This is a genomic window from Arthrobacter sp. NPDC058192, from assembly GCF_042883665.1.
Lineage (GTDB): Bacteria > Actinomycetota > Actinomycetes > Actinomycetales > Micrococcaceae > Arthrobacter.
Genome location: NZ_JBHVVJ010000014.1, coordinates 90,417 through 111,914, shown reverse-complemented (window position 1 = coordinate 111,914; position 21,498 = coordinate 90,417). Strand labels below are relative to the sequence as shown.

Sequence of the window (21,498 nt, the reverse complement as noted above, 5' to 3'; positions counted from 1 at the left end):
ATGTCCTTTGACGCCATCCCCACCGACTACAGCGTCGCCCGGATAGTCGAGACCGTCGAGCAGATTCTGGGCGCGGGGGTTCTTCCGCCGATTATCCAAGCCGGGCATCCGGTCCTGCGCCATGTGGCAGCGCCCTACGATGGCCAGTTGAGTGATGCGGATCTCGGTCACCTGATCGACCTCATGCGCAGCGTGATGCACAAGGCCCCGGGGGTTGGACTGGCAGCGCCGCAGCTTGGGATTCCGCTCCAGCTCGCAGTCCTCGAGGACCAGTTCGAGGTTGACCCCGAGGTGGCCGCCGTGCGCGGGCGCGAACCGCTGCCGTTCTTCGCCATGCTGAACCCGCGCTATCAGCCCCTCGGTACCGCCACTGCGGCGTTTTATGAAGGCTGCCTCTCCATTGGAGGCCTGCAGGCCGCGGTGTTGCGGCCCGAGTCGGTCCGGCTCGACTACACGACGCCGGACGGCACCCAACTCGAACGGTCCTTTACCGGCTGGCAGGCCAGGATTGTCCAGCATGAGACTGACCATGTGCATGGGGTCCTGTACCTCGACAGGGCCGAATTGCGCTCCCTCAGCAATAATGCCGAATACGCTGCCCGCTGGTCGCAGCCGGACATCAGCCGGGCCCGTAAGGAACTGGGTTTCCTGCCGGGCCCGGCGGAAGACTAGGGCAGCGGCGCCGGATTCCCGGCGGTCGGCAGGTAGCGGGCCCACCACCTCAGGATTTCGTCGAACCGCTGCTTGCGGTGGTGGGGCGTGCCCGAGCGGGAGAGCTCGTGGTTCTCGCCCGGGAAGACGAGGAAGCCCGTCTCGACGCCCAGCTGCTTGAGGGCGGTGAAGTAGCGCTGGCCCTGCTCCACCGGACACCGCAGGTCATCTTCGCTGTGGATTACCAGCGAGGGCGTCCGTACCTTGTCCACCCGCGCCATGGGGCTCTGGGCCGCCATCTGCTCGGCCGACGGGCCCGTGTATTCGCCGCCGAAGAACCAGCCGATGTCGGAGGAACCCGTGAAGCTCACAGGATCCAGGAAACCGCGCTCCACGATGGCTGCCCGGAAGCGGTGGTCGTGGCTGATGGTCCACGCGGTCAGGTAGCCGCCGTAGGACCCGCCCATGATGCCGACGTTTTCAGCGTCCAGGTCGTCGAATTTCTCCCCGGCCCCGTCCAGAAAGGCCAGGACGTCCTGCATGTCGACGGTACCCATCCGCTCCTTGATGGACCGGCCGTGGCTCTGGCCGTAGCCTGCCGATCCCCGCGGATTGCACATGAGCACGGCGTAGCCGGCCCCGGCGTAAACCTGGGCTTCGTCAAACAGGGCAGCGCTGAACTGGGCGAACGGGCCGCCATGGATGTTCAGCAGCACCGGGTGGGGTCCCGGACCGGCAGGCTTGACGAGCCAGCCGTGGACCGGGTAACCGTCAGCCGAGGGCAGGGTCAGTTCCTGCGGCTCGGTGATGCCGGCTATGTCGCGCAGCGGTGCGGAGAAATCCGTCAGGCGCCGGAGCTCACCACCGTCCAGCACTCCCACATCGCCGGCGGTCGACGGGTCGCTGAAACACACCACGAGCCACCCACCGCCGTCCGCGGCGCCGGTCACCACCCGGTTGCCGTCCAGCAGCACGCTGTGGCCGCCTGCTGCGCCGAATTCGTGCAGCTCCACGGTCCCCCGCGCGTTATTCAGCACCAGGGCGCCCGCGCCGCCGCGCAGTTCGATCCGGTCGCCCCCGGACAAGTCCAGCGTTTCGACGTCGCTAAGGGCTGTGGCATCACCCCCGGCGGCCGGCATGGCGAACAGCGCGGTGTTCCTGGCGACGAAGTCCTGGCCGGACTCGCCCAGCTCTTGGGCGAGGAAGAACAGCCACTGCCCGTCCGCGGACTGGCGGACGGCGCTCACGGTTTGCCGGCCGGTGTTCGCCGGAACGACGGGCTGCGGCTGCCCTCCGGCGGCAGGGATCGAGTAGATGCCGCTGACGAGGTCGCTGTCCCGCCCTTCGTGGAGGGCGGCGGTGAAGTAGATGGTGCCGCCGTCGGCGCTGAAGCTAGCGCCTCCATGGTCGGATGCCGCGGTGGTCAGCTGCCTGGCAGCCGGCAACAGGCCGGCGTCGGACGCTGCCGAATCGGATGCTGCTGAATCGGATTCAGCCGCACCGGACGCTCCACTACCGGATGCCGCACCCCGCGCCTTTAAGGCGCGACCGATGGGGGCGAACTTGGGTTCGGCGTCCAGCGGCGGCACATCGACGACGAACAGCTGCAGCGGCTTGTCGGCGGTGTAGCCCACACCGTTCATCCGGTATTTGAAGTCGGTGATCAGCCGGGCGTCCTCGCTGCCGGCACCGACACCGTCGATACTGCCGTACCGGCCCTCCTCCGGTGTCCTGGCGCTAAAGACGATGCTTGCCGAATCCGGTGACCAGGCAAAGGAAGCGACTCCCAGCGGCTGTGCCGTGAGGGGCTGCGGTTCACCGCCGGCGGCTTCCACCACGTACAGCTGCTGCTTCCCACCGGGGGCCGCCCGCAGGAAGGCGAGAACCTTGCCGTCCGGCGAAAAGTCAGGCGCCGTGTCACGGAAGCCGCGCGTCAGGCGGCGTGGCCGCTGGTTCGGATCCGGGTTGGCGGGACTGTGTTGTCCGTGGCCCAGCGGGACGGTCCACAACTGGCCCACATAGGCATCGGCGTCGAAGTCGGGGCGGATCACCGACACGACGGCGCGTGTGCCCTCGGGGTGCACAGCCGGGGCGGAAACGGAATTGAGCAGCGGGAGATGTTCGGATTTCACGATTGCGAGCCTAACCCGTCGTACGCAGGCTGTGAACCACCTCACGTCCTCCCGGTGCGGCGCGGCCGGCCTGCCGGGCCGGGACCATTCGTTATGTTCGATCCGCTCCGAAAAACCCGCCATGCCACGCGGCCTGCCAGTCCGCGCTTACGATGGACGCATGCCTTCCGCCCCCGACTTTCCCCTGCTGTGCCCGGTATGCCGGAGCAGCCTGAGGCCCGGCGCCGATGGTGCCCGGACCCTCGTGTGCGGCGCAGGCCACAGCTTCGATGCGGCGAAGCAGGGCTACTTCAACTTCCTCGTCGGCAAGGGCACTGCCTTTGAGGCCGATACCGCGGAGATGGTGGCGGCGCGTTTCGATTTCCTGTCCGCCGGGCACTATCGACCGCTGGCCGAGGCCGTAGCCGAGCTCGCCGCGCCTGCGCTCGCGGGTGCCGGGGAGGGCCGGCCCGCCGTATTGGACGCCGGAACGGGAACCGGCCACTATCTAAGGGCCCTGCTGGACCGTTTCGCACCGGGCCGGCTTGGATCAAACAGCACCGAATCCGAGCGCGTTGAGGGCGGCGGCGTTCGACCGGAGAGGTCCGGTCCGGAAACGGTGCCGCTGGCGGCGATCGGCCTGGACATTTCCAAGTTCGCGCTCCGCAGGGCCGCCAGGATGAACCCGGAGGCCCTGAACGTGGTCGGGGATGTCTGGCAGCCGCTTCCGGTCGCGGACAACGCCGTCGACGCCGTCACGGTCATCTTCGCCCCGCGCAACGCCCCCGAATTCGCCAGGGTGCTGAGGCCGGGCGGCCGCCTGGTGGTGGTCACGCCGCGGCCCGGGCACCTCGCGGAGATAGCCGTCCAGACCGGGATGCTCGGAATCGAGCCGGCCAAGGACGAGCGGCTCGCGGCATCGCTGGGCGGCCACTTCGCCCCCGTTGTGGCCCGCGATCTGGACCTGGCGTTGGCCCTGGGTCCGCGCGACGTGACGCGTCTTGCCTTCATGGGACCGGCCGGCCACCACCTGGATCCTTCCGCGCTCGCCGCCCTCGAGGCCGCGCTGCCGCCGTCGACTTCCGTCTCGGCCCGGTTCCGTATCAGCGTCTTTGCACCCACCGCATAGAAACGCGGTCGCCTAAACCCGGCCGGATATAGCCCGGCGCACTGCACCGGCCTTCGCGTCGCTGCGCCCTGCACCGGCCTTCGCGTCGCTGCGCCCGGCCGCGGTCGGTAAGTCACCTGTCGGGCGCCAGTGCCGCCGGTTAGGCTCAGGCTATGAAGCGCCGGAGGCTTTTTCTGATCATGTTCGGGATGCTGATTGTTGTGCTGACCGTGAATGTGGTGAGCCGCGGATCCGGCAGCACTGCCTGTCCGGCAACCGGGTACGGCTACACGGGAGATGTGGAGCTCGTCTTTGCCCAGGAGCCGGCGTCGGTGGCCGCCTGCTTCGGAGAGGGCTGCACCCCGGCCCCGGTGACCAGGAGCGCCGACGGCAGATGGCTGGTGCCCCAGTCCGCGCCGTACCTGGCGCCGGCCGTCAGTGTCACCTCCGTCTTTGTTGACGCAGTGGGCGCGTCAGGTGCCCATATCGCTCACTCGCTGCCGATCGAAACGGAACCGACCGGCGAGCAGCCGGACGGGCCCGGATGCGGCGGCCCGTTCCGGTTCAAACCGGTGCATGTACCCTGACTGGCCGCCCCGCGTCGGGGTGCTCGCATTTCCCGGCATCGCCCGCCTGCACAACGGGCCGATCACTCCCCCGGGCCGTGAGGCTCCGTACTACGGCTGCGCTTGCAGGCCGGGTTCCCCGTCCCGAGACAGGTGGCGCAACTGGGACGCGACCGCGAAGATCCAGGTCATGATCGTGACGAGGATGACGCGTTGTATCAGGCCCTTCCACTCGAACAGACCGCTCGCAGGCTGCTGGCTCACCTTGAGCAGGACGACCCCGAGGCTCAGGATAATGCCGGCGGCAAGCGTCCATCCCGCCAGGGGGCGCCAGGCCCGGTCGCTGCAGAAGCGCCGGTAGAAAACGAAGCAACTAACCGGCGCGAGCGTGAAGAAGACCGCCCCGAAGATTCCATGGACGACACCATGCACGCTGGCCTGGTCGAACATCGCCGACGGATCGGTGGCGAACAGGCCGGACACCACCAGGCTGACCCCCATGCACTGCAGGAGCACCGGGCCGGCCTGGGATTTCGGCCCGGTGCCGAAGTGAGCCGCGAGGCCGCGACCGAATATCACTACCAAGGCACCGGTCAGCACGAAGTTGAGCATCTGGACCCAGCCGTACGGGCCAAGGGACAGCTCGCTGACGAACATGCTCGTCGGGGAGTAACCACGGCACAGCCACCCATACACGGTGAAGACTGAGACAAAAAGGACTGTCCCCACCATGCCCGCTACAGAGGCCAGCCCGATGCGCCGCGATCCGGCCGCGGTGTGGCCGGGGACGGCATCCGGAATCATAGGACTCAATCTAGTGCCTGTAGCGAACCGAGTGCCCGTCGGCTGGCTAGTGGACGATTCTCATCTCGTGCGAGGTCTGGTTGAGTCGCCGTCCGCCGTCGGGAACGACCGTCACAATGTCCTCGATCCGTACGCCGAACCTGCCCGGCAGGTAGATTCCGGGTTCGATCGAGAAGCACATGCCGGGGTGGAGAACCTGGGTTTCGCCCTCGACCAGGTACGGCGGCTCATGGGTCGTCAGTCCGATCCCGTGCCCGACCCGGTGAATGAAGTAGTCGCCGTAGCCGGCTTCAGTGATCACCGCCCGGGACACGCGATCGATCTCCTGGCACTCGACGCCCGGCCGCACGGCCTCGAAGCCGGCCTGCTGTGCATGCCTGACGACGTCGTGAACCTCGCGCTCCTCGGCGGTGGGTTCGCCGACGTGCACGGTCCGCGTCGTGTCTGATCCGTAGCCGTGTTTGAGGCCGCCGAAGTCGAGCACCACCATGTCGCCGTCCCCGATGATCCGCGGGCCGATCTCGTGGTGAGGGTTGGCGCCGTTCGGACCCGAACCGACCACGGTGAAATCCACCTGCGAATGACCGAACTGGCGAAGCAGGTCCGCGAGATCAGAGCCGACGTCGGTCTCGCTGCGCCCGGCGAACCGCATCGTGACAATCTCCTCGTACGCCTGGTCTCCGGCCGCGCCGGCCGCCGCCAGCCGCTCGATCTCGTCGTCATCCTTGATCGCCCGAAGCATCGGCAGGGCGGTCGTCATCGAGACGTAGGACGACTTGGGCAGTCGATCCTGCAGGCCGAGGAGGTGCATGGCCCAGGCCGAGTCAGAGACGGCATAACGTCCGGTGCCGGCCATCAGCGTCGCAGATTCTCTGTAGGGGTCGGTCCCGTCGGTCCAGTCGGTGATCCGCAGAATCGGGGCGCCGGCTGCCGCTTCCGCGTCGGGCCTCTCGAGCCTCGGAACGATCATGGCGGGCTCCGCGTCGACAGGAATCACGAGCATGGTGATGCGTTCAGTGATGGCCACGGGGGCATACCCGGTGAGGTACAGCAGGTCCGGTCCGGGAGTGACCAGGATGCCGTCGAGCCCGGCATCCCGGGCGGCGCGGGCTGCCCGCCGCAACCGCTCGGCGAAGTCATCGGCGGTGAACGGGGCCGGTTCCGAACGGCTGCGATGATCGCTCATGGTGGCATTCTCGTGCGCGGGCCATCACGGGTCAACCCGTCGTCCGGACAGCCGCTCCAATAACTCTGAGCGGACTGGCCCCGCCGATAAATCCACCCATCACGTAACGACTTGGCCACTTTGTCCATCAATTTCCGGTCCCCGGGTCCAGCCTTTGCCCTTGAGCTTAGGATGGAAAGACAGTACTGGGGAGCTGTGCCTTCAGCTCCCGGAACTCAAGGGGGAATTGATGTCTTTATGGTTGGCCGAAAACTGGTGGGCCCTGTGGCTCACGCTCTTCCTCGTGTTCGCCGTGGTCGAGATGCTCACCCTGGACCTGTTTTTCATCATGCTCGCCGGCGGTGCCCTGGCCGGTGTGATCGCGGATTTCTCCGGCGCTGATCTGTGGTTGCAGATCATCGGCTTTTGTGTGGTGTCCCTGCTTATGATCGGCTTCGTCCGGCCGGTGGCCCTTAAGCACCTCCATAAAGGCCCGGCGGACCGGCGCACCAATATCGAAAGGCTCATCGGCGAATCCGCCGTCGTGATGGAAGCGGTGAGCGAAAGCGGCGGACTCGTCAAGATTGGCGGGGATGTCTGGAGCGCCCGGTCCGAATCGGGCCTCCTGGCGCCCGGGCAGCAGGCCGTGGTGAGCGCCATCGACGGCGCCACCGCGATCGTTGCCGCGCAACCGGAATCGGCAATCCAATAGGCGGCGGAACTTCGTAAAATTGGCAGCTGGCCGAACCGCCGGGAGCTGCCACAGCGGGACGTGAATCAAACAAACTGGGGAATAGGTGATGTATGGATATCGCAGTCGCAATTGTGCTGCTAGTACTGATTGTGTTCGTAATTATTGTGCTGGTCCGCTCGGTCCGGATCATCCCGCAGGCCCGTGCCGGCGTCGTGGAGCGGCTGGGTAAATACCAACGCACCCTCAATCCTGGCCTGACCCTGCTAATTCCGTTCGTCGACCGGCTGCTGCCGCTGCTTGATCTGCGTGAGCAGGTGGTTTCCTTCCCGCCGCAGCCCGTGATCACCGAGGACAACCTGGTGGTGTCAATCGACACAGTGGTCTACTTCCAGGTCACCGATGCCCGTGCCGCCACCTATGAGATCGCCAACTACATCCAGGCCGTCGAACAGCTCACCACCACCACACTGCGCAACGTCGTCGGCGGGCTCAACCTTGAGGAAGCGCTGACGTCGCGCGACCAGATCAATGGCCAGCTCCGCGGTGTCCTCGACGAGGCGACGGGACGCTGGGGCATTCGGGTCTCCCGGGTGGAGCTCAAAGCGATTGACCCGCCCCACTCGATCCAGGATTCGATGGAAAAGCAGATGCGTGCCGAACGTGACCGCCGGGCCGCCATCCTGACCGCGGAAGGCACGAAGCAGTCCGCTATTCTCACCGCCGAGGGCCAGCGCCAGTCGTCCATCCTGAAGGCCGAAGGCGATGCCAAAGCCGCCATCCTGCGGGCTGACGGCGAGGCTCAGGCTATCCAGAAGGTCTTCGACGCGATCCACAAGGGCAACCCGGACCCGAAGCTGCTGGCCTACCAGTACCTCCAGACCCTCCCGAAAATCGCGGATGGCTCCTCGAACAAGCTGTGGATCATCCCCAGTGAGGTCGGCGACGCCCTGAAGGGCATCGGCAGCGTCCTGGGAACGAGCGCAACGCCGGAAGCACCCTCTACTCCGGCACGGGGGGTTGATCCGCTGTCCGCGCCCGGCGCTGACGGGCCGGGCAGCCGGCCCTAGGCGCCCGGGGAGACTACGCACGATTTGTGGGCCCCGCAGCCCGGACTATTGTCCCGGTTGCGGGGCCCTGTCGGCTTAAGGACGTCCGGCGGGTACACGATACGCGGGTCGCTCCCGCCGGCTACCCGCTTTACCTCGTGTGCCCCACTCCCGTATACTTGAATATTTGTCCGGGCGGTTCAGTCGTCCGGAACAAAACCGCTTCTAACGGCGTTGAGTTAGATGACGTCACCAATCAGTTTTGTCCACTGCGGACCAGCATCTCACCCGACCACTCCGGGCCAGGTGTGGTCCAGGACAGTGGAACCAGAAGTCCGGCGCCTGACGGTCCCCGGACACCGCAGGGCTTGACCCTGCGAACCGAATAGAGGGAGAAAAGATGAGCGATCGCAGCCTGCGGGGAATGCGCCTTGGCGCACAGAGCATGGAGACCGAATCCGGCGTCGAACCGGCTCCGCGCCAGCGGGTTGAATACCGTTGCGAAGACGGCGAGCAGGTGTTCGTAACGTTTTCCTCCGAAGCCGAAATCCCCCCGGTTTGGGTCTCGAAGACGGGCAAGGAAGCCTTGCTGGTGGATGGCGAACGCCCCACCAACAGCAACGAAAAGGCAGTGCGCACGCACTGGGACATGCTGCTGGAGCGCCGCACCCTCCCCGAGCTTGAGCAGATCCTCGAAGACCGCCTGACGATCCTGCGTGAACGCCGCGGCGAACGCCGCTCGGCCTAGCCGCCAGCGCATCCGCTGAGGCCAGCTAAAAAGGACCGGGCCCGCATCACCTGATGATGCGGGCCCGGTCCTTTTTTGCTGCCTGGTGCCGTCCCGATCTGCAGACGGTCCGGTTTGCTAGGCGTCTTTCTTGCCCCTGAGCTTGTTCCAGCGGGCGGTCAGGCCCCATTTCGTGACGTTGATCATGGCCTCTACGACGATGTTGCCGCTCATTTTCGATGCGCCGAGTTCACGCTCCACAAACGTGATGGGGCGTTCGACGATCGTCAGGCCGAGCTTGGCCACGCGCCAGGCCAGGTCCACCTGGAAGCCGTAGCCGACCGAGTCCACCGCATCCAGATTCAGTTTCTCGAGAGTGGTCCGGCGGAAGGCTCGGAAGCCGCCGGTGACGTCCTTGATCTTTACGCCCAACATGATGCGGGCGTAGGTGCTGCCAACGCGGCTGATGGCCTGCCGGTACAGGGGCCAGTTGACGACGCGGCCGCCGGGAACCCAGCGTGAGCCCATGGCGAGGTCTGCGCCCTGCTCTACGGCCTCGATCAGTTGGGGCAGTTGCTCGGGCTGGTGGGAGCCGTCGGCGTCCATCTCCACGAGAATGTCGTAGCCGGCATCCAGGCCCCACTGGAAGCCGGCGATGTACGCGGCTCCCAGCCCGGCCTTTCCGGCCCGGTGCAGGACGTGGACCTGCACGTCATCGGCGGCCATGCTGTCCGCCAGCTGCCCTGTGCCGTCGGGGCTGTTGTCGTCGACAACCAGCACGTCGGAGGCCGGCACGGCAGTGCGGAGGCGACCGAGGGTCTTGGGCAACGATTCCAGCTCGTTATAGGTGGGGATGATGGTGAGGACACGCACAGCGAGGCCTTTCCTTGAAGGGAGCAGTCGGGGCGCCGGCAGAACCGTCGTGGGGTTCCGGGCGCAAGTTCCCATTATAGAGAGTCGCGCGCGGTGCCGTTCCCGCTGACCCCGGGCAGGTCCACCCGCTTCGGGCCAGTACCGGCAGGCCACGAAAATTGCGGCGCCGAACCGTTTTCTGCTGCGAAGTGGACCCGCCCCCTCGGGGTTCCCATGGTCATGACCACAAGAGCTACCGCGGTTGCGGCAACTTGGAATAGACCGGGGACTGCCGGAGCCTGCGCGAACGCAACCCTCCGTTGCCCCTCAATGCTACGGGGGCGCCAAGATCTGTCAACCAAGCGGTGACCTGCCGATTTGTCCATCGTCGCAGGTCAGGCCCGGCTGCACCGGGCCAATGTTTCGGGCCCGCCGGCCAATGCGGCCGCCGGATGACACTGTCCGGTGCCCGCGGGTCAGGCGCCGAGGGCGCCGCTGGCGTAGAGTTCCTGGCCGTCCCTGACCGTTTGGAGGCACAACGGATCGTTGCCCGTGTCCAGCGCCGGCAGGAGAGGCGTGCGTGCCCTCGGATCGGTGCTCCAGGACTGCACCCGGCCGTCGGCAACCTGGACCATGAGCTCCTCGACCTCCCAGACGGCGAAGCTCGCCGGGGCGCCGGGCACCAGCTGCCCGGCCATGGGGTTGCGGTAGCGGGCTGCTCGCCAGCCGGCCCGGGTGTGGCCCAGGAACGCGGCGCGAGCGGAGATCTGCTCTGCCGGATTGTTGTGCTGCAGGCACGCCCGCACGCTGGACCACGGGCGCAGCGGCGTCACCGGGCTGTCACTGCCGAAGCAGATCGGCACGCCCGCGGCGTAGAAACTTCCGAAGGGATTCATGCCCAGCTGGCGGGAGCCGAGGCGCTGCTGGTACAGGCTGTCCGCGCCTCCCCACAGGGCATCGAAGACGGGCTGCGCGCTGACGGTCACGGAATAGCGTGCCAGCCGGCTGATCGCGGCAGGATCCGCGAGCTCGACGTGTTCGAACCGGTGCCCCGCTGCCCGGATACGTTGCTCCCCCACGTCGGCAGCGGCCAGGTCGAGGGCATCGAGGGCCGCGTCGAGGCCGGCGTCGCCAATTACGTGGAAGCCGGCCTGGATCCCCAGGAGCGAGCAGGCCGCAAGGTGGGCCGCTGCGTCGGCGGCCGAGAGGTACCGGGTGCCCCGCTCCCCCGCCGCGTCAGCGTAGTCCGCCCGGAGGGCAGCGGTCCGTGAGCCAATCGAACCGTCAATGTTGAGGTCGCCGGCAAGGCCCAGAACCGCTACGCCCAGTCCCTCCAGGATGGACCGGGCATGGTCCGCGGACGTGGCCAGCTCGCCCCAGTACGGCAGGACTTCAGGCAACGACGCCCCGGCGCTGTTTTCACCGTTGCCGGGGGCGCCGTTCCAGGCCGCCGCGGCCCGCAGGTCCTCGACGCCTCCGATGTGCGGAGCCGCCATCTCGGCCACGGCCACGTAGCCGTTGGCGGCCGCCTCGGCGAGGGCACGCCGCTGGTAGCCGCGGCGCGTCTCGGCAGGCAGCATGCGGGCCACGCGCCGGGCCGCGGTGTGTGCGGCGCGCTTGACCTGGCTGCTGGCGTCGTGGCCGTCGAGTGCTTCCAGCCCGGCGGCGGCGGCCAACGAACTCGACACGAGGGCCGAGTGCGCATCTACCCGGGAAAGGTAGACCTGGCGGCCGCCGGCTGCGCGTTCGATTTCCTCGCGGGTAGGAAGCGCGGGATCGCTCCATGTGGTCTCGTCCCAGCCATGGCCCAGCACCGTTCCAGAAGACCCGGAGGCGGCGACGGCGTCGAGCAATTCAGCGGCCGAGCGGACGCCGGTGAGCTGGATCGAGTCCAGCGCGATGCCGGTTTCAGTGAGGTGCACGTGGGAATCGACGAAGCCCGGTGCCAGAAGCGCCCCCTGCAAATCGATCACCGCCATGGAGGAATCTGCGATGGAGGTGGCGGCCTGCTCCGAACCCACCCAGGCGACGGTGTCGCCGTCGACGAGCATGGCCGTCGCAAACGGATCGGCGGCCGTGTAGACGGAGCCGTTGCGGTACAGCGTGGCCTTGCGGGGGGTGGCCGGTGAAGCGGTCATGGGACGGGAACTCCTTAGGGCTAGTGGCCGGCTCGGGGCCGGAGACTAAAAAATAGGCACATGAAAATAACTTGGAAGACCTGGTGGGGGCGGCGCTGTGCCGGGACGGTACGGCGCCCTTATGCCACCGAGGAATAGGCGACGACGCCGCGTTTGATGAGTTTGATGGACTGCGCGCAGAGCCGTGCGATGCGGGGGTCGAGGGTCGGGATTTCGGCCAGCTGGTCCAGGAGGTCGATCACCTGTTTGACCCACCGGACAAAGTCACCAGCGGCCAGGTCCGTGCCGCTCAGCACCTCCTGGAGGTGGCGGCCCTTGGCCCATTTGAAGATGGGCCAGACGAGGCCAAGTTCAGGTTCTCCGGTGAGCGGCAGTTTGTTGGCTTCCTCCACGTCTTCCAAGGCGGACCACTCACGGACCACGGTGTCCACCGCGGACTCCAGCGAGACGCTCGGCATCTTCGGCCGCAGGCCGCGGTCCTCGCGTTTGGCCTGGTAGACCAGCGCGCTGGCCAGCGCGGCGATCTCGGCGGCGTCAAGGTCCTCAAAAGCGCCCATCCGCAGCGACTGTGAGATCAGCAGGTCCTTTTCACCGTATATCCGCCGCAGCCGCTGGCCGTCCGGGCTGATGGAAAGCACCCCGCTGTCCGAGGTGTCCAGGTAGCCATAGCTCGTCAGGACGCCGCACACGCGGTCGAAGGTTTTGGCGATGGTGTTGGTCCGGCCCTGGATTTGGCGGATCAGCCCGTCGGTTTCCTGGCGAAGCTTCCACCAGCGTTCGGACCACCGGGCATGGTCCTCACGTTCACTGCAGCCATGGCAGGGGTGGGCGCGGAGATCCCGGCGCAATTCGGCGATCCGCTTCTCCTGGTTGGTCCCGGCCGCGGACCGGCCAAAGTCCTCGTCGCGGCGCGGAGGAGCCGGCGGCCGGTTCTCGCGAATCGCGTTCCTGGCCGAGGACGCGAGGTCCCGGCGGGATTTGGGCACCTTGGCGTTGAAGGACTTGGGAATCCTGATCCGGGTGACCGGCGACAACGGCCCTTCCACGTCCTGCAGGCCGATCCTGCGGAGCTGGTTGTCCAGCGTCATGACGGCCGGACGCGGTTCCCGGGATTGATGGTCGGAGCTGAGCACCACCGCGAGTCCCGGTGACTTCCCGGAGGGAACGTCCACCACATCGCCTGGGAGCAGCCGGCTCAGGGAGTCCTCCGTTAGGGACTTCGCGGCCCGGGAGCTGCCCCTTGACGCCATCTTCTCGGCGTCTGCGAGGGCCCGCCGCAGCCGTGCGTACTCGGTGAAATCACCCAGATGGCACGTCATGGCCTTGCTGAACCCGGCGAGGGATTCCTCCCGGCTCCTGACCTGCCGGGCCAATCCGACCACCGAGCGGTCCGCCTGGAACTGGGCGAAGGACGACTCGAGGATCTCCCGGGCACGGGCCCGGCCGAACTGGGCCAGGAGGTTGATGGACATGTTGTATGTCGGGCGGAAGCTTGAATTGAGCGGGTAGGTCCGGCGTGAGGCGAGACCGGCGACCGCGGCCGGATCGGTACCCGGCTGCCACAGGACCACGGCGTGGCCCTCGACGTCGATGCCGCGGCGGCCGGCGCGGCCGGTCAGCTGGGTGTACTCCCCCGCCGTGATGTTGACATGCGCCTCACCATTGAACTTGTCCAGCTTCTCCAGCACGACGCAGCGGGCCGGCATGTTGACGCCAAGGGCCAACGTTTCAGTGGCAAAGACCGCCTTGACCAGGCCGTCCACGAACAGCTTTTCCACCACCTCCTTGAAGGTGGGCAGCATGCCGGCGTGGTGCGCGGCGAGTCCGCGCAGCAGTCCGTCGCGCCAGCTCCAGAAGCCCAGCACGTCGAGGTCATCCGAGGGGATGTCCTGCGCGGCATCGTCGACGCGCTGGGCAATGATCTGCTGTTCCCGCTCGTTGGTCAGCCAGAGCCCGGCCGAAACGCACTGGGCCACGGCCGCGTCGCAGCCTGCGCGGGAAAAGATGAACGTGATGGCCGGCAGGAGATCCTGCCGGTCCAGGCTCGCGATGACCTGGGGCCTGCTGGCCTTCCGCACCGGGCTGCGCTGGCCGGCCGGGGGCTCGTCCCGCTGGCTGCGCTGGTTGCGCTGGTTGCGTTGGTTCCGCCCGCCGTGGCCGAAGCGGCCGCGGAAATTCATTTGGCTTTCGGCCCGGGCCATGGAGAGCAGCTCCGGGTTCACCTCGAAGCCGGCCCGCCCGGGCAGCTCGGCCGGAACGGCGGCAGTGACGGCGGCGGCCACGGCGGCGGCGGCCTCACTTCCCTCTGCCTGAGCGGTTGGAGCGATTTCGTCAAACGTGGTGTCTCCGGCAAACAAGTCGACGATCTTCCGGCCCACCATCACGTGCTGCCACAGAGGCACCGGCCGGTGTTCGGAGACGATCACATCGGTCTGCCCGCGGACGGTATCGAGCCAGGCACCGAACTCCTCCGCGTTGGACACGGTGGCGCTCAGCGAGGCCACCTGGACGTCGCTGGGCAGGTGGATGATGACTTCCTCCCACACCGCGCCGCGGAACCGGTCGGCCAGATAATGGACCTCGTCCATCACCACGAAGCCGAGGTCGGCCAGGGTGTCCGAGTCCGCGTAGAGCATATTGCGGAGCACCTCGGTGGTCATCACCACCACGGGCGCGTCGCCGTTGATGCTTGTGTCCCCAGTCAGCAGGCCCACCCGGTCAGCGCCGTACTTGGCGGCCAGCTCGGAGTACTTCTGGTTGCTCAGCGCCTTGATGGGCGTGGTGTAGAAGGCCTTGAGCCCGCGCTGGAGAGCCAGATAGATGGCGAACTCCCCCACGATCGTCTTCCCGGCGCCCGTCGGCGCGGCCACCAGAACCCCACGGCCGGCCTGCAGGGACAGACACGCCTCGCGCTGGAATTCGTCGAGTTCAAATTCGAGCGAGCGGATGAACCCGCCAAGATGGGTCTTGGCTTCCGCAGCCCGCTCGACGCTGGCGCGGTAACGTTCGGACGGCGACTCCGGCCCGGGTTGTGAGGACATGCTTCCAGCCTAGTGTGCGAAGGCCTAGAGATTCTCCAGCTCGGAGCTGGGGGTCGCCTGGTCGGCTGTGGCTTCGGTCTCGGCGTCACGTCTGACGGCGCGCCGCTCGCGCCGCCGGTCGTTGAGCAGGCAGAGCCCGATGGCGGCGAAGAACAGGACCAGCATGGGGACGGCCAGGTAGAACATGCTCATGGCGTCCGCGCCGGGCGCGGCCATCGCGGCGAACAGGCACACCAGGAACACCGTGATCCGCCAGCTCTTGAAGAGCTGCTGGCCTTTGATCAGGCCGGCCATGTTCAGCCCGACCAGGACCACCGGGAGGAGGAACGCGATGCCGAAGGCCAGCAGCAGCCGCAGGACAAAGGACAAGTAGACCTGGGCGCTGATGAAGTTGGAGCCGCCCGACGGGGTGAAATCGGTCAGGACGCGCACCGCGTTCGGCAGTACGAACCAGGCCAGCAGGACGCCGCCGATGAACAGCGGCACGGCCGCGGCCACGAAGGACAGGGCTAGGCGCCGTTCCTTCTTGTGCAGTCCGGGAACGATGAAGGCCCACAGCTGGTAGAGCCAGACGGGGCTGGCGATGATCAGGCCCAGGAACACGGACACCTGGATCATGAGGTCGAAGGAACTCGCGACGCCGTCAAAATTGAGCGTGGCCTGCCGGCCCTGGTGTTGGTTCAGGTCGCGGATCGGCTTGATCAGCGCCGCCAGCAGCGGCTCGTAGACAACGAAGCCCACCACGGTGCCGAGGACGACGGCGATTGCTGCCTTGAAGAGCCGGTTGCGCAGCTCCTTCAGGTGGTCAAGGAGCGCCATCCTCCCCTCGGGGTTCGATCGACGGCTCATGGTTACTGCCATGCGGCCTTAGGCGCGGGTCGACGGCGGAACGTCGGTTCCGTCGCCGGTGCGGCTTTCCGGCGGGGTGGCCTGCGGGTGGTTGACGACCCTGCCCTCGACCGGCTCCGTGCTTTCCTTGGCGTCGGAGCCTCCGTCCTTCTTCATTTCCCGGACCTCCGACTTGAAAATGCGCATTGACTGGCCGAGGCTGCGGGCCATACCCGGAAGCTTCGGTGCAGCGAACAGCACCAATGCCAGAACGATGATGATGATGAGATGCCAACCTTCAAGCCTCATGACAGGTAGGTCCTTTCGTTTAATTTCATCCTATGTCTAACCCACTTCGATGTCCCGCAGAGCCTGGGGCTGACCGCGGTCCTTCTTGCGCTGCATGCGGCGCAGCCGGCGGGCTTCCTGCCGGGAGAACTTGGATGCGTGGTAATCATGACGCATGCGGGCGGGCGAGGCAAAAACGGCGTCGCCGGGGGCCGGCCTAAGAGCCGTACCCCCCGGAGCGCCAGCGCCGCCGGCGTCGCCGGTTGCGGACATGGCGTCGGGCCCCGCCGGTGCAGGCAGATGCGAAAACCTGTCCGCGGCCTCGCTCAGCTCACTCAGCGTGGTCGTAAATTGCCGGAATAAGCGCACGCCGAGCACGCCGTAGAACAACAGCGAAACCGCGACGAGCGCTATCCAAATCAGAATCCAAGACCACCAAGGCATGCTGTTCAGTCTATCGGCCCCGCCGTCGAGTCTCCGTATTGCGTCAGACCGGCCGCGATCCATGCGCGGGACGCGTCCGCGAGCGGGGCAGGCTGCAGGATCCGCACCATGCCGCCGTGCTGGGCTACGAGCATCGGCAGCCAGTCCGTGCTGCCGAACCGGATTTCGGCCAGCATGCCGCCGCCGGGCAGCGGCGCGGTCCGTTCGGCATAGTAGTCATCAGCCAGGCCGGTGCCGCGCGGCGCCAGTTCCACCACCACCAGCGTGTCGTCGTCGTTCGGTGTGAAGAGCTTCACCGGGAAGCTTTCCGCCGGCTTCGCCGTCCCGGCCGAGGGGCGCCCGTTGGGAGCGAGGGCCTCGATCCGGTCCAGGCGGAAGTTCCGCAGTCCCACGGCCGAGTGGCAGTACGCCTCGAGGTACCAGGTGTTGTCGAGGGAATAGAGCCGCAACGGGTCCACGTCGCGTTCGGACACGGCGTCGCGCTGCGGAGAGAAGTACAGCATGCGCAACTGCGCGCCCGAACGGATGGCGGTGCGGGCGGTTTCCAGCGTGGCGGCGTTGTCCGGCGCCACCTCGGGGCCGGAGAGCGCGGCCGCCTTGAGGCCCGCTTCCCCGGCCGCGGCCATCAGCTTGAGCGTCACCGATTCGAGCGCGCCGCCCTTGGCGAGTTCGGGCAGGCCGTTCAGGGTCTCCAAACCTGTCAGCAGCGCGCAGGCCTCGTCCACAGTGAAACGGACGGGACGGGTCAGGTCCAAGGCCTGGGTGATGAAGACATGGTCGTCGTCCCATTGGATGTCCAGCAGATCGTCCGGGTAGCCTTCCGGCAGCCCTGAGCAGATCAGGATCCGCAGGTCGTCCTCGAGGGCTTTGCGGGTGATGCCGAACCTGGTCGCGACCTCGCTGATGTGCAGTCCCTGGTTGTGCACCAGGAAGGGCACGAGTTGCAGCATCCGCTTCAGCTGGTCCTCGGACGTGCCCTTGCGGGTCCGGCCGGCGCGTCCGGCGTCCGGGAAGGCGACGTCGGGAACCGGCGCGGCCGCGAACGCGGCGGCCGCTGTGAGGCGGCGGCGGACGACGGAGGCAAGCTCGGGCGGCGACACCACGGCGACGCGCGGGCCGTAGGAGGCGAGCTCCTCCCCCAGCGTCTCGGCGTCGCGGAAAGGCACCGCGAGGCGGTCCCTGCCGGCCCCGGGGCCCCGCATTTCGGGTTGCCGTGTCCCGCCGGGCTGCTGTGCGGCGTCAGGAGCCGGCACGGCGCGTTTGCGCAGCCCCAGCAGCCTCCCGCGGTCCACGTCGACGACGGCGGTTTGTACGGGCAACTCCGGCAGGCCCGCGAGTTCGGCGCGGACGTTGAATCCCGCCGGTGGCGTGAAGCCCTCCTTGTCCAGCACGGTCACAGCGGAGGTCAGCCGGGAGAGCCGGAAGAAGCGTTTGTCCCCCCGTGCCCGGTCGTTGCCCACGAGGTACCACTGGCCGAAGCGGCTGCCCAGGCCCCACGGCTCCACCAACCGATCCTCCTCCCTGCCGGTGCTTCCGGCGAGGTAGCGGAAGCTGACCGGGTGCTGGGCGTGCATGGCGGCCACCAGGTCTTCGAAGGCCTGACCGGCAGGGCGGATCCGTGGCTGGACCCCGGTGGGGAGTTCGGCGTCGGTCAGACCGCCGGCTGCCTGCAGCTTGCGGACCGCCTCCACGGCGGCGGATCCGAGGGCGGCGTGTTCCCAAAGCTGGGCCGCGAGGATGAGGACCGTGCACTCCTCGGGAGTGAGGCTGACATCGGGAAGCCGGTTCGATTCCTTGCCGATCCGGTAGCGGGTGGTGGCCGGGTCGTCGGAGCCCCATCCCCGGTCCGTCACGGTCTCGACGTCGAAGCCGAACTGGCGCAACTCGCCCTTGTCGCGCTCAAACATGCGGCCGAAGGCGACGTCGCTGCTCGTGGTGTCGTGGTAGACCTTTTCGCGCAGCTCGCTGCGGCGCAGGCCGTACTTGGTGTTGAGCAAGGCGATGAGCAGGTTCAGGAGGCGTTCTGTACGTGAGGCGGACACCACGCAAGGGTACTAAAGCAGATCCCCGAAAAAGCCGAAAGCGCGGTAACAGCCGGAAGAAGGTTTCCGATTGTTACCGCGCTTGCGCTGCCGCAGCGGCGTGCCGGGTGGTGGGCCCACGCCCGCCGGGTGGGCGAGCCGGTGGGGACTAGCGGACGGCGACGAGGTCCACGACGAAGATCAGGGCCTCGTTCGGGCCAATCGCGCCGCCGGCGCCACGGGAACCGTAGGCGAGCTCGGAGGGGATCTCGAGGCGGCGGCGGCCGCCGACCTTCATGCCCAGCAGGCCCTGGTCCCAGCCCTGGATGACCTGGCCGACGCCGACCCGGAAGTCCAGCGGTGCGCCGCGGCCCCAGGAGGCGTCGAACTCTTCACCGGTGGACCAGGCGACGCCCACGTAGTGGGTGGAAACGGTGTCGCCGGCCTTGGCCTCGGGCCCGTCGCCTTCGATCAGGTCGGTGATGACCAGTTCGGTGGGAACGTCGCCTTCGGGGAAGTCGATCTCCGGCTTTTCGCGGTCAAGCTTGCGCTCTCCAAATGACATGGTTGCTCCTTTGGGGTGTTGTGCGGTGATTGCGGTGGATTATTTGACGCCGAGGATGTCGACGACGAAGACGAGGTCGCCCTTCGCGTCACCCTGGCCCTGATCGCCGTAGGCCAGGTTCTTGGGGACCACCAAGAGGACGCGGGATCCGACCGTCTTGCCGTTCAGGCCCTGGGTCCAGCCCTTTATGACGCCGGTGAGGGGGAAGGTGGCCTTTTTGCCACTCTCGAAGCTGGAATCAAACACCTTGCCGGTGGCGAGGGCCACGCCGACATAGTTCACGGTGATCGTGTCGGTCTCTTTGAGGGCCTGGCCCTTGCCTTTGATGAGGTCCTGGGAGACCAGCGCCTTCGGCGCGGCGACGCCTGTGACCGAGATCTGCGGCACGCCCTTGTCGTTTTCCGTGACGGTCGGCAGACCTGCGGGCGGGCTGACGGCGTCGCCTTCCGGCTTCTCCAGGACCGGCGGGGCGTCCTTGGCCGAGAGCACCTTGACGATCAGGAGCTGGGTCGGCTGGGCTTCGGCGCCCTCGGCTGCGGCCTTGCCGGGAACGGCCAGGGCAATGTGGGAGCCAATCTTGGCGCCGACGAAGGCGTTGTAGATCACTGGGCTACTGGTCTTGAGCTCGTCGTTCAGCTCCAGCGGCTCGGGATCGTTCGGGAACGTGTCTTCGAGGGTGGACCCGTCAGTGCCCTTGAAAGCCACGATCGAGATGTTGGCGATCTGGTTGGCCTTGACCCGGTCGCCGCCGCCCTCGGTGACCACCTTGATGGTGGGTTCCTTGACGTCGAGCGGCTTGGTGAACTCGACGGCCGGGGCTTTCTTGTCACCTTTCTCCGTCAGTTTGACCGAGTCCAGCTTCGCGGTCTCACCCGCGGACTGGCTGGTGGGTTCCGGGGCCGGGGGCGCTTCGCCGCCGCCGCAGGCGGTCAGCAGCAGCAGTCCGGGCAGAACAATGGCTAGTAGTCGGCGCAAATTGGAAACTTTCGTCGAGGATGGGACTCAGTGCCGTCGGTTGCCCGTGGCAAAGAAAGCGGGGGCCGCACGGCGGTCCTATCTCAGGGTAGCGTGCGAAGCTGGGTGTCAGCCCATCGAGTCCAGCAGCGCATCCACGCGCTCATCCACGCTGCGGAACGGATCCTTGCACAAAATGGTCTGGTGGGCGCGGTCGTTCAGCTTCAGGTGGACCCAGTCCACGGTGTAGTCACGGCCGAGTTCCTGGGCGCGGCGGACGAAGTCGCCACGCAGCTTAGCCCGGGTGGTCTGAGGCGGGGCGTCCACGGCGTCCTTCACCGCAGTGTCATCGACAACCCGCCGGACGGCACCTCGGGCCTGGAGGAGGTAGAAGAGGCCGCGGCCGCGGGAAATGTCGTGGTACGTCAGGTCCAGCTGCGCGATGCGGGGCGCGTCAAGCCCGAGGCCGTGCCGGTTCCGGTAGTTGTCCATGAGCTTCTTCTTGATGGCCCAGTCCACTTCGGTATCGATCGTGCTGGTGTCGCCGCTTTCGATGGCGTCCAGAGTGCGCTCCCACAGGTCCAGGATCAGCGGCACGTGCGCGTTGTGCGCACCTTGCTCGGCCACGAAAGCCGTCACCTTGCTCAGGTACTCACGCTGGATCTCCAGCGCCGTGAGCTGCCGGCCGTTCGCCAACCGCACCAGGGCCCGGCCGCTGAGATCGTGCGAGATCTCCCGGATGCTGCGGATCGGGTTTTCCATCCGCATGTCGCGCATGATCACCCCCGCCTCGATCATCCGCAGGATCAGGTCCACCGTGCCGATCTTGAGCAGCGCCGTGGTTTCGGACATGTTGGAGTCGCCCACGATCACGTGCAGCCGCCGGTAGAACTCGGCGTCCGCGTGTGGCTCATCCCGGGTGTTGATGATGGGTCGGGAGCGGGTGGTAGCCGACGAGACGCCCTCCCAGATGTGGTCGGCCCGCTGGGAGAAGGCGAAGGTTGCCCCGTGCGGGGTCTTGAGGATCTTGCCCGCCCCGGCGATCAGCTGGCGGGTTACGAGGAACGGGATCAGGATCTCTGCGAGCCGGGAAAATTCTCCGCGGCGCGGGATGAGGTAGTTTTCGTGGCTGCCGTAGGAGTTCCCGGCCGAGTCGGTGTTGTTCTTGAACAGGTACACCGTCCCGTTGAAACCCTCGGCCGCCAGCCGTTCCTGGGCTTCGTCCACGAGATCGCAGAGGATCAGTTCCCCGGCGCGGTCATGGGCGATCAGCTGGGCAAGGTCGTCGCACTCGGCCGTGGCGTACTCGGGGTGGGACCCGACGTCCAGGTATAGCCGCGAGCCGTTGGTCAGGAAAACGTTGGAAGACCGTCCCCAGCTGACCACCTTGCGGAAGAGGTAGCGGGCCACTTCCTCAGGCGCCAACGGCCGGGACTCCGGACTTGAATAGGAAATTCCGAATTCGGTTTCGATGCCGAAAATGCGCTTGTCCATC

At 67.0% G+C, this 21,498-nt stretch carries 19 protein-coding genes; 6 read left to right on the top strand and 13 right to left on the bottom strand.

Features of this window, described 5'->3' with window-relative positions; genetic code table 11:
* The gene (locus ACFVVK_RS14890) at positions 1-672 is read left to right on the top strand and encodes a peptide deformylase (RefSeq protein WP_390268345.1); all 672 of its coding nucleotides are present in this window, start codon (positions 1-3) and stop codon (positions 670-672) included.
* Here the strand turns inward: ACFVVK_RS14890 and ACFVVK_RS14885 are convergent.
* A complete protein-coding gene (locus ACFVVK_RS14885) occupies positions 669-2,783 on the bottom strand; it encodes a S9 family peptidase (protein WP_390268342.1) in 2,115 nt (704 codons plus the stop codon). The genes ACFVVK_RS14890 and ACFVVK_RS14885 overlap by 4 nt on opposite strands.
* Positions 2,784-2,943: 160 nt before the next feature.
* On the opposite strand from ACFVVK_RS14885, the gene ACFVVK_RS14880 reads away from it, so the two are divergent.
* Positions 2,944-3,891 carry a putative RNA methyltransferase gene (locus tag ACFVVK_RS14880; protein ID WP_390268339.1) on the top strand — a complete coding sequence of 316 codons (948 nt, stop codon included), beginning with the start codon at positions 2,944-2,946 and terminating at the stop codon, positions 3,889-3,891.
* A gap of 152 nt (positions 3,892-4,043) precedes the next feature.
* Complete coding sequence (locus tag ACFVVK_RS14875) at positions 4,044-4,457, top strand: hypothetical protein (RefSeq protein ID WP_390268336.1); 414 nt, start codon at positions 4,044-4,046, stop codon at positions 4,455-4,457.
* 90 nt (positions 4,458-4,547) lie between these two features.
* On the opposite strand, the gene ACFVVK_RS14870 is transcribed toward ACFVVK_RS14875, so the two are convergent.
* Complete coding sequence (locus tag ACFVVK_RS14870; protein ID WP_390268333.1) at positions 4,548-5,240, bottom strand: DUF998 domain-containing protein; 693 nt, start codon at positions 5,238-5,240, stop codon at positions 4,548-4,550.
* Between the two features lie 46 nt (positions 5,241-5,286).
* Complete coding sequence (locus ACFVVK_RS14865; protein WP_390268330.1) at positions 5,287-6,426, bottom strand: aminopeptidase P family protein; 1,140 nt, start codon at positions 6,424-6,426, stop codon at positions 5,287-5,289.
* 229 nt (positions 6,427-6,655) lie between these two features.
* On the opposite strand from ACFVVK_RS14865, the gene ACFVVK_RS14860 reads away from it, so the two are divergent.
* The 3 genes from ACFVVK_RS14860 to ACFVVK_RS14850 all read left to right on the top strand — a co-directional run bounded on the left by ACFVVK_RS14860 (position 6,656) and on the right by ACFVVK_RS14850 (position 8,893).
* Complete coding sequence (locus ACFVVK_RS14860) at positions 6,656-7,117, top strand: NfeD family protein (protein ID WP_390268327.1); 462 nt, start codon at positions 6,656-6,658, stop codon at positions 7,115-7,117.
* Positions 7,118-7,209: 92 nt separating this feature from the next.
* The gene (locus tag ACFVVK_RS14855) at positions 7,210-8,166 is read left to right on the top strand and encodes an SPFH domain-containing protein (protein WP_390268324.1); all 957 of its coding nucleotides are present in this window, start codon (positions 7,210-7,212) and stop codon (positions 8,164-8,166) included.
* Positions 8,167-8,545: 379 nt separating this feature from the next.
* On the top strand, positions 8,546-8,893 hold the full coding sequence (locus tag ACFVVK_RS14850; protein WP_390268321.1) for an RNA polymerase-binding protein RbpA: 348 nt from the start codon (positions 8,546-8,548) through the stop codon (positions 8,891-8,893).
* Positions 8,894-9,010: 117 nt separating this feature from the next.
* On the opposite strand, the gene ACFVVK_RS14845 is transcribed toward ACFVVK_RS14850, so the two are convergent.
* From ACFVVK_RS14845 to pafA, 10 genes are all read right to left on the bottom strand, one after another.
* Positions 9,011-9,745: a polyprenol monophosphomannose synthase gene (locus ACFVVK_RS14845; protein ID WP_390268318.1), complete on the bottom strand. Its 735-nt coding sequence runs from the start codon at positions 9,743-9,745 to the stop codon at positions 9,011-9,013.
* A 455-nt stretch (positions 9,746-10,200) separates the two neighbouring features.
* Positions 10,201-11,862 (bottom strand): amidohydrolase, encoded by a 1,662-nt coding sequence (locus tag ACFVVK_RS14840; RefSeq protein WP_390268316.1) that lies wholly within the window; start codon positions 11,860-11,862, stop codon positions 10,201-10,203.
* 119 nt (positions 11,863-11,981) lie between these two features.
* Positions 11,982-14,903: a DEAD/DEAH box helicase gene (locus tag ACFVVK_RS14835; RefSeq protein WP_390268313.1), complete on the bottom strand. Its 2,922-nt coding sequence runs from the start codon at positions 14,901-14,903 to the stop codon at positions 11,982-11,984.
* 24 nt (positions 14,904-14,927) lie between these two features.
* Positions 14,928-15,722 (bottom strand): twin-arginine translocase subunit TatC, encoded by a 795-nt coding sequence (tatC, locus tag ACFVVK_RS14830; protein WP_390268433.1) that lies wholly within the window; start codon positions 15,720-15,722, stop codon positions 14,928-14,930.
* A gap of 48 nt (positions 15,723-15,770) precedes the next feature.
* Complete coding sequence (tatA, locus tag ACFVVK_RS14825) at positions 15,771-16,040, bottom strand: Sec-independent protein translocase subunit TatA (protein ID WP_390268310.1); 270 nt, start codon at positions 16,038-16,040, stop codon at positions 15,771-15,773.
* 36 nt (positions 16,041-16,076) lie between these two features.
* Positions 16,077-16,463: a hypothetical protein gene (locus ACFVVK_RS14820; protein WP_390268307.1), complete on the bottom strand. Its 387-nt coding sequence runs from the start codon at positions 16,461-16,463 to the stop codon at positions 16,077-16,079.
* A 5-nt stretch (positions 16,464-16,468) separates the two neighbouring features.
* Positions 16,469-18,505 (bottom strand): helix-turn-helix transcriptional regulator, encoded by a 2,037-nt coding sequence (locus tag ACFVVK_RS14815; RefSeq protein ID WP_390268304.1) that lies wholly within the window; start codon positions 18,503-18,505, stop codon positions 16,469-16,471.
* A 148-nt stretch (positions 18,506-18,653) separates the two neighbouring features.
* Positions 18,654-19,049, bottom strand: a complete 396-nt coding sequence (locus ACFVVK_RS14810; RefSeq protein WP_090956012.1) for an FKBP-type peptidyl-prolyl cis-trans isomerase — start codon at positions 19,047-19,049, stop codon at positions 18,654-18,656.
* Between the two features lie 39 nt (positions 19,050-19,088).
* Positions 19,089-20,024 carry an FKBP-type peptidyl-prolyl cis-trans isomerase gene (locus ACFVVK_RS14805; protein ID WP_390268301.1) on the bottom strand — a complete coding sequence of 312 codons (936 nt, stop codon included), beginning with the start codon at positions 20,022-20,024 and terminating at the stop codon, positions 19,089-19,091.
* Positions 20,025-20,132: 108 nt separating this feature from the next.
* A complete protein-coding gene (pafA, locus tag ACFVVK_RS14800) occupies positions 20,133-21,497 on the bottom strand; it encodes a Pup--protein ligase (RefSeq protein ID WP_390268298.1) in 1,365 nt (454 codons plus the stop codon).
* Between the last annotated feature and the right edge of the window lies 1 nt (position 21,498).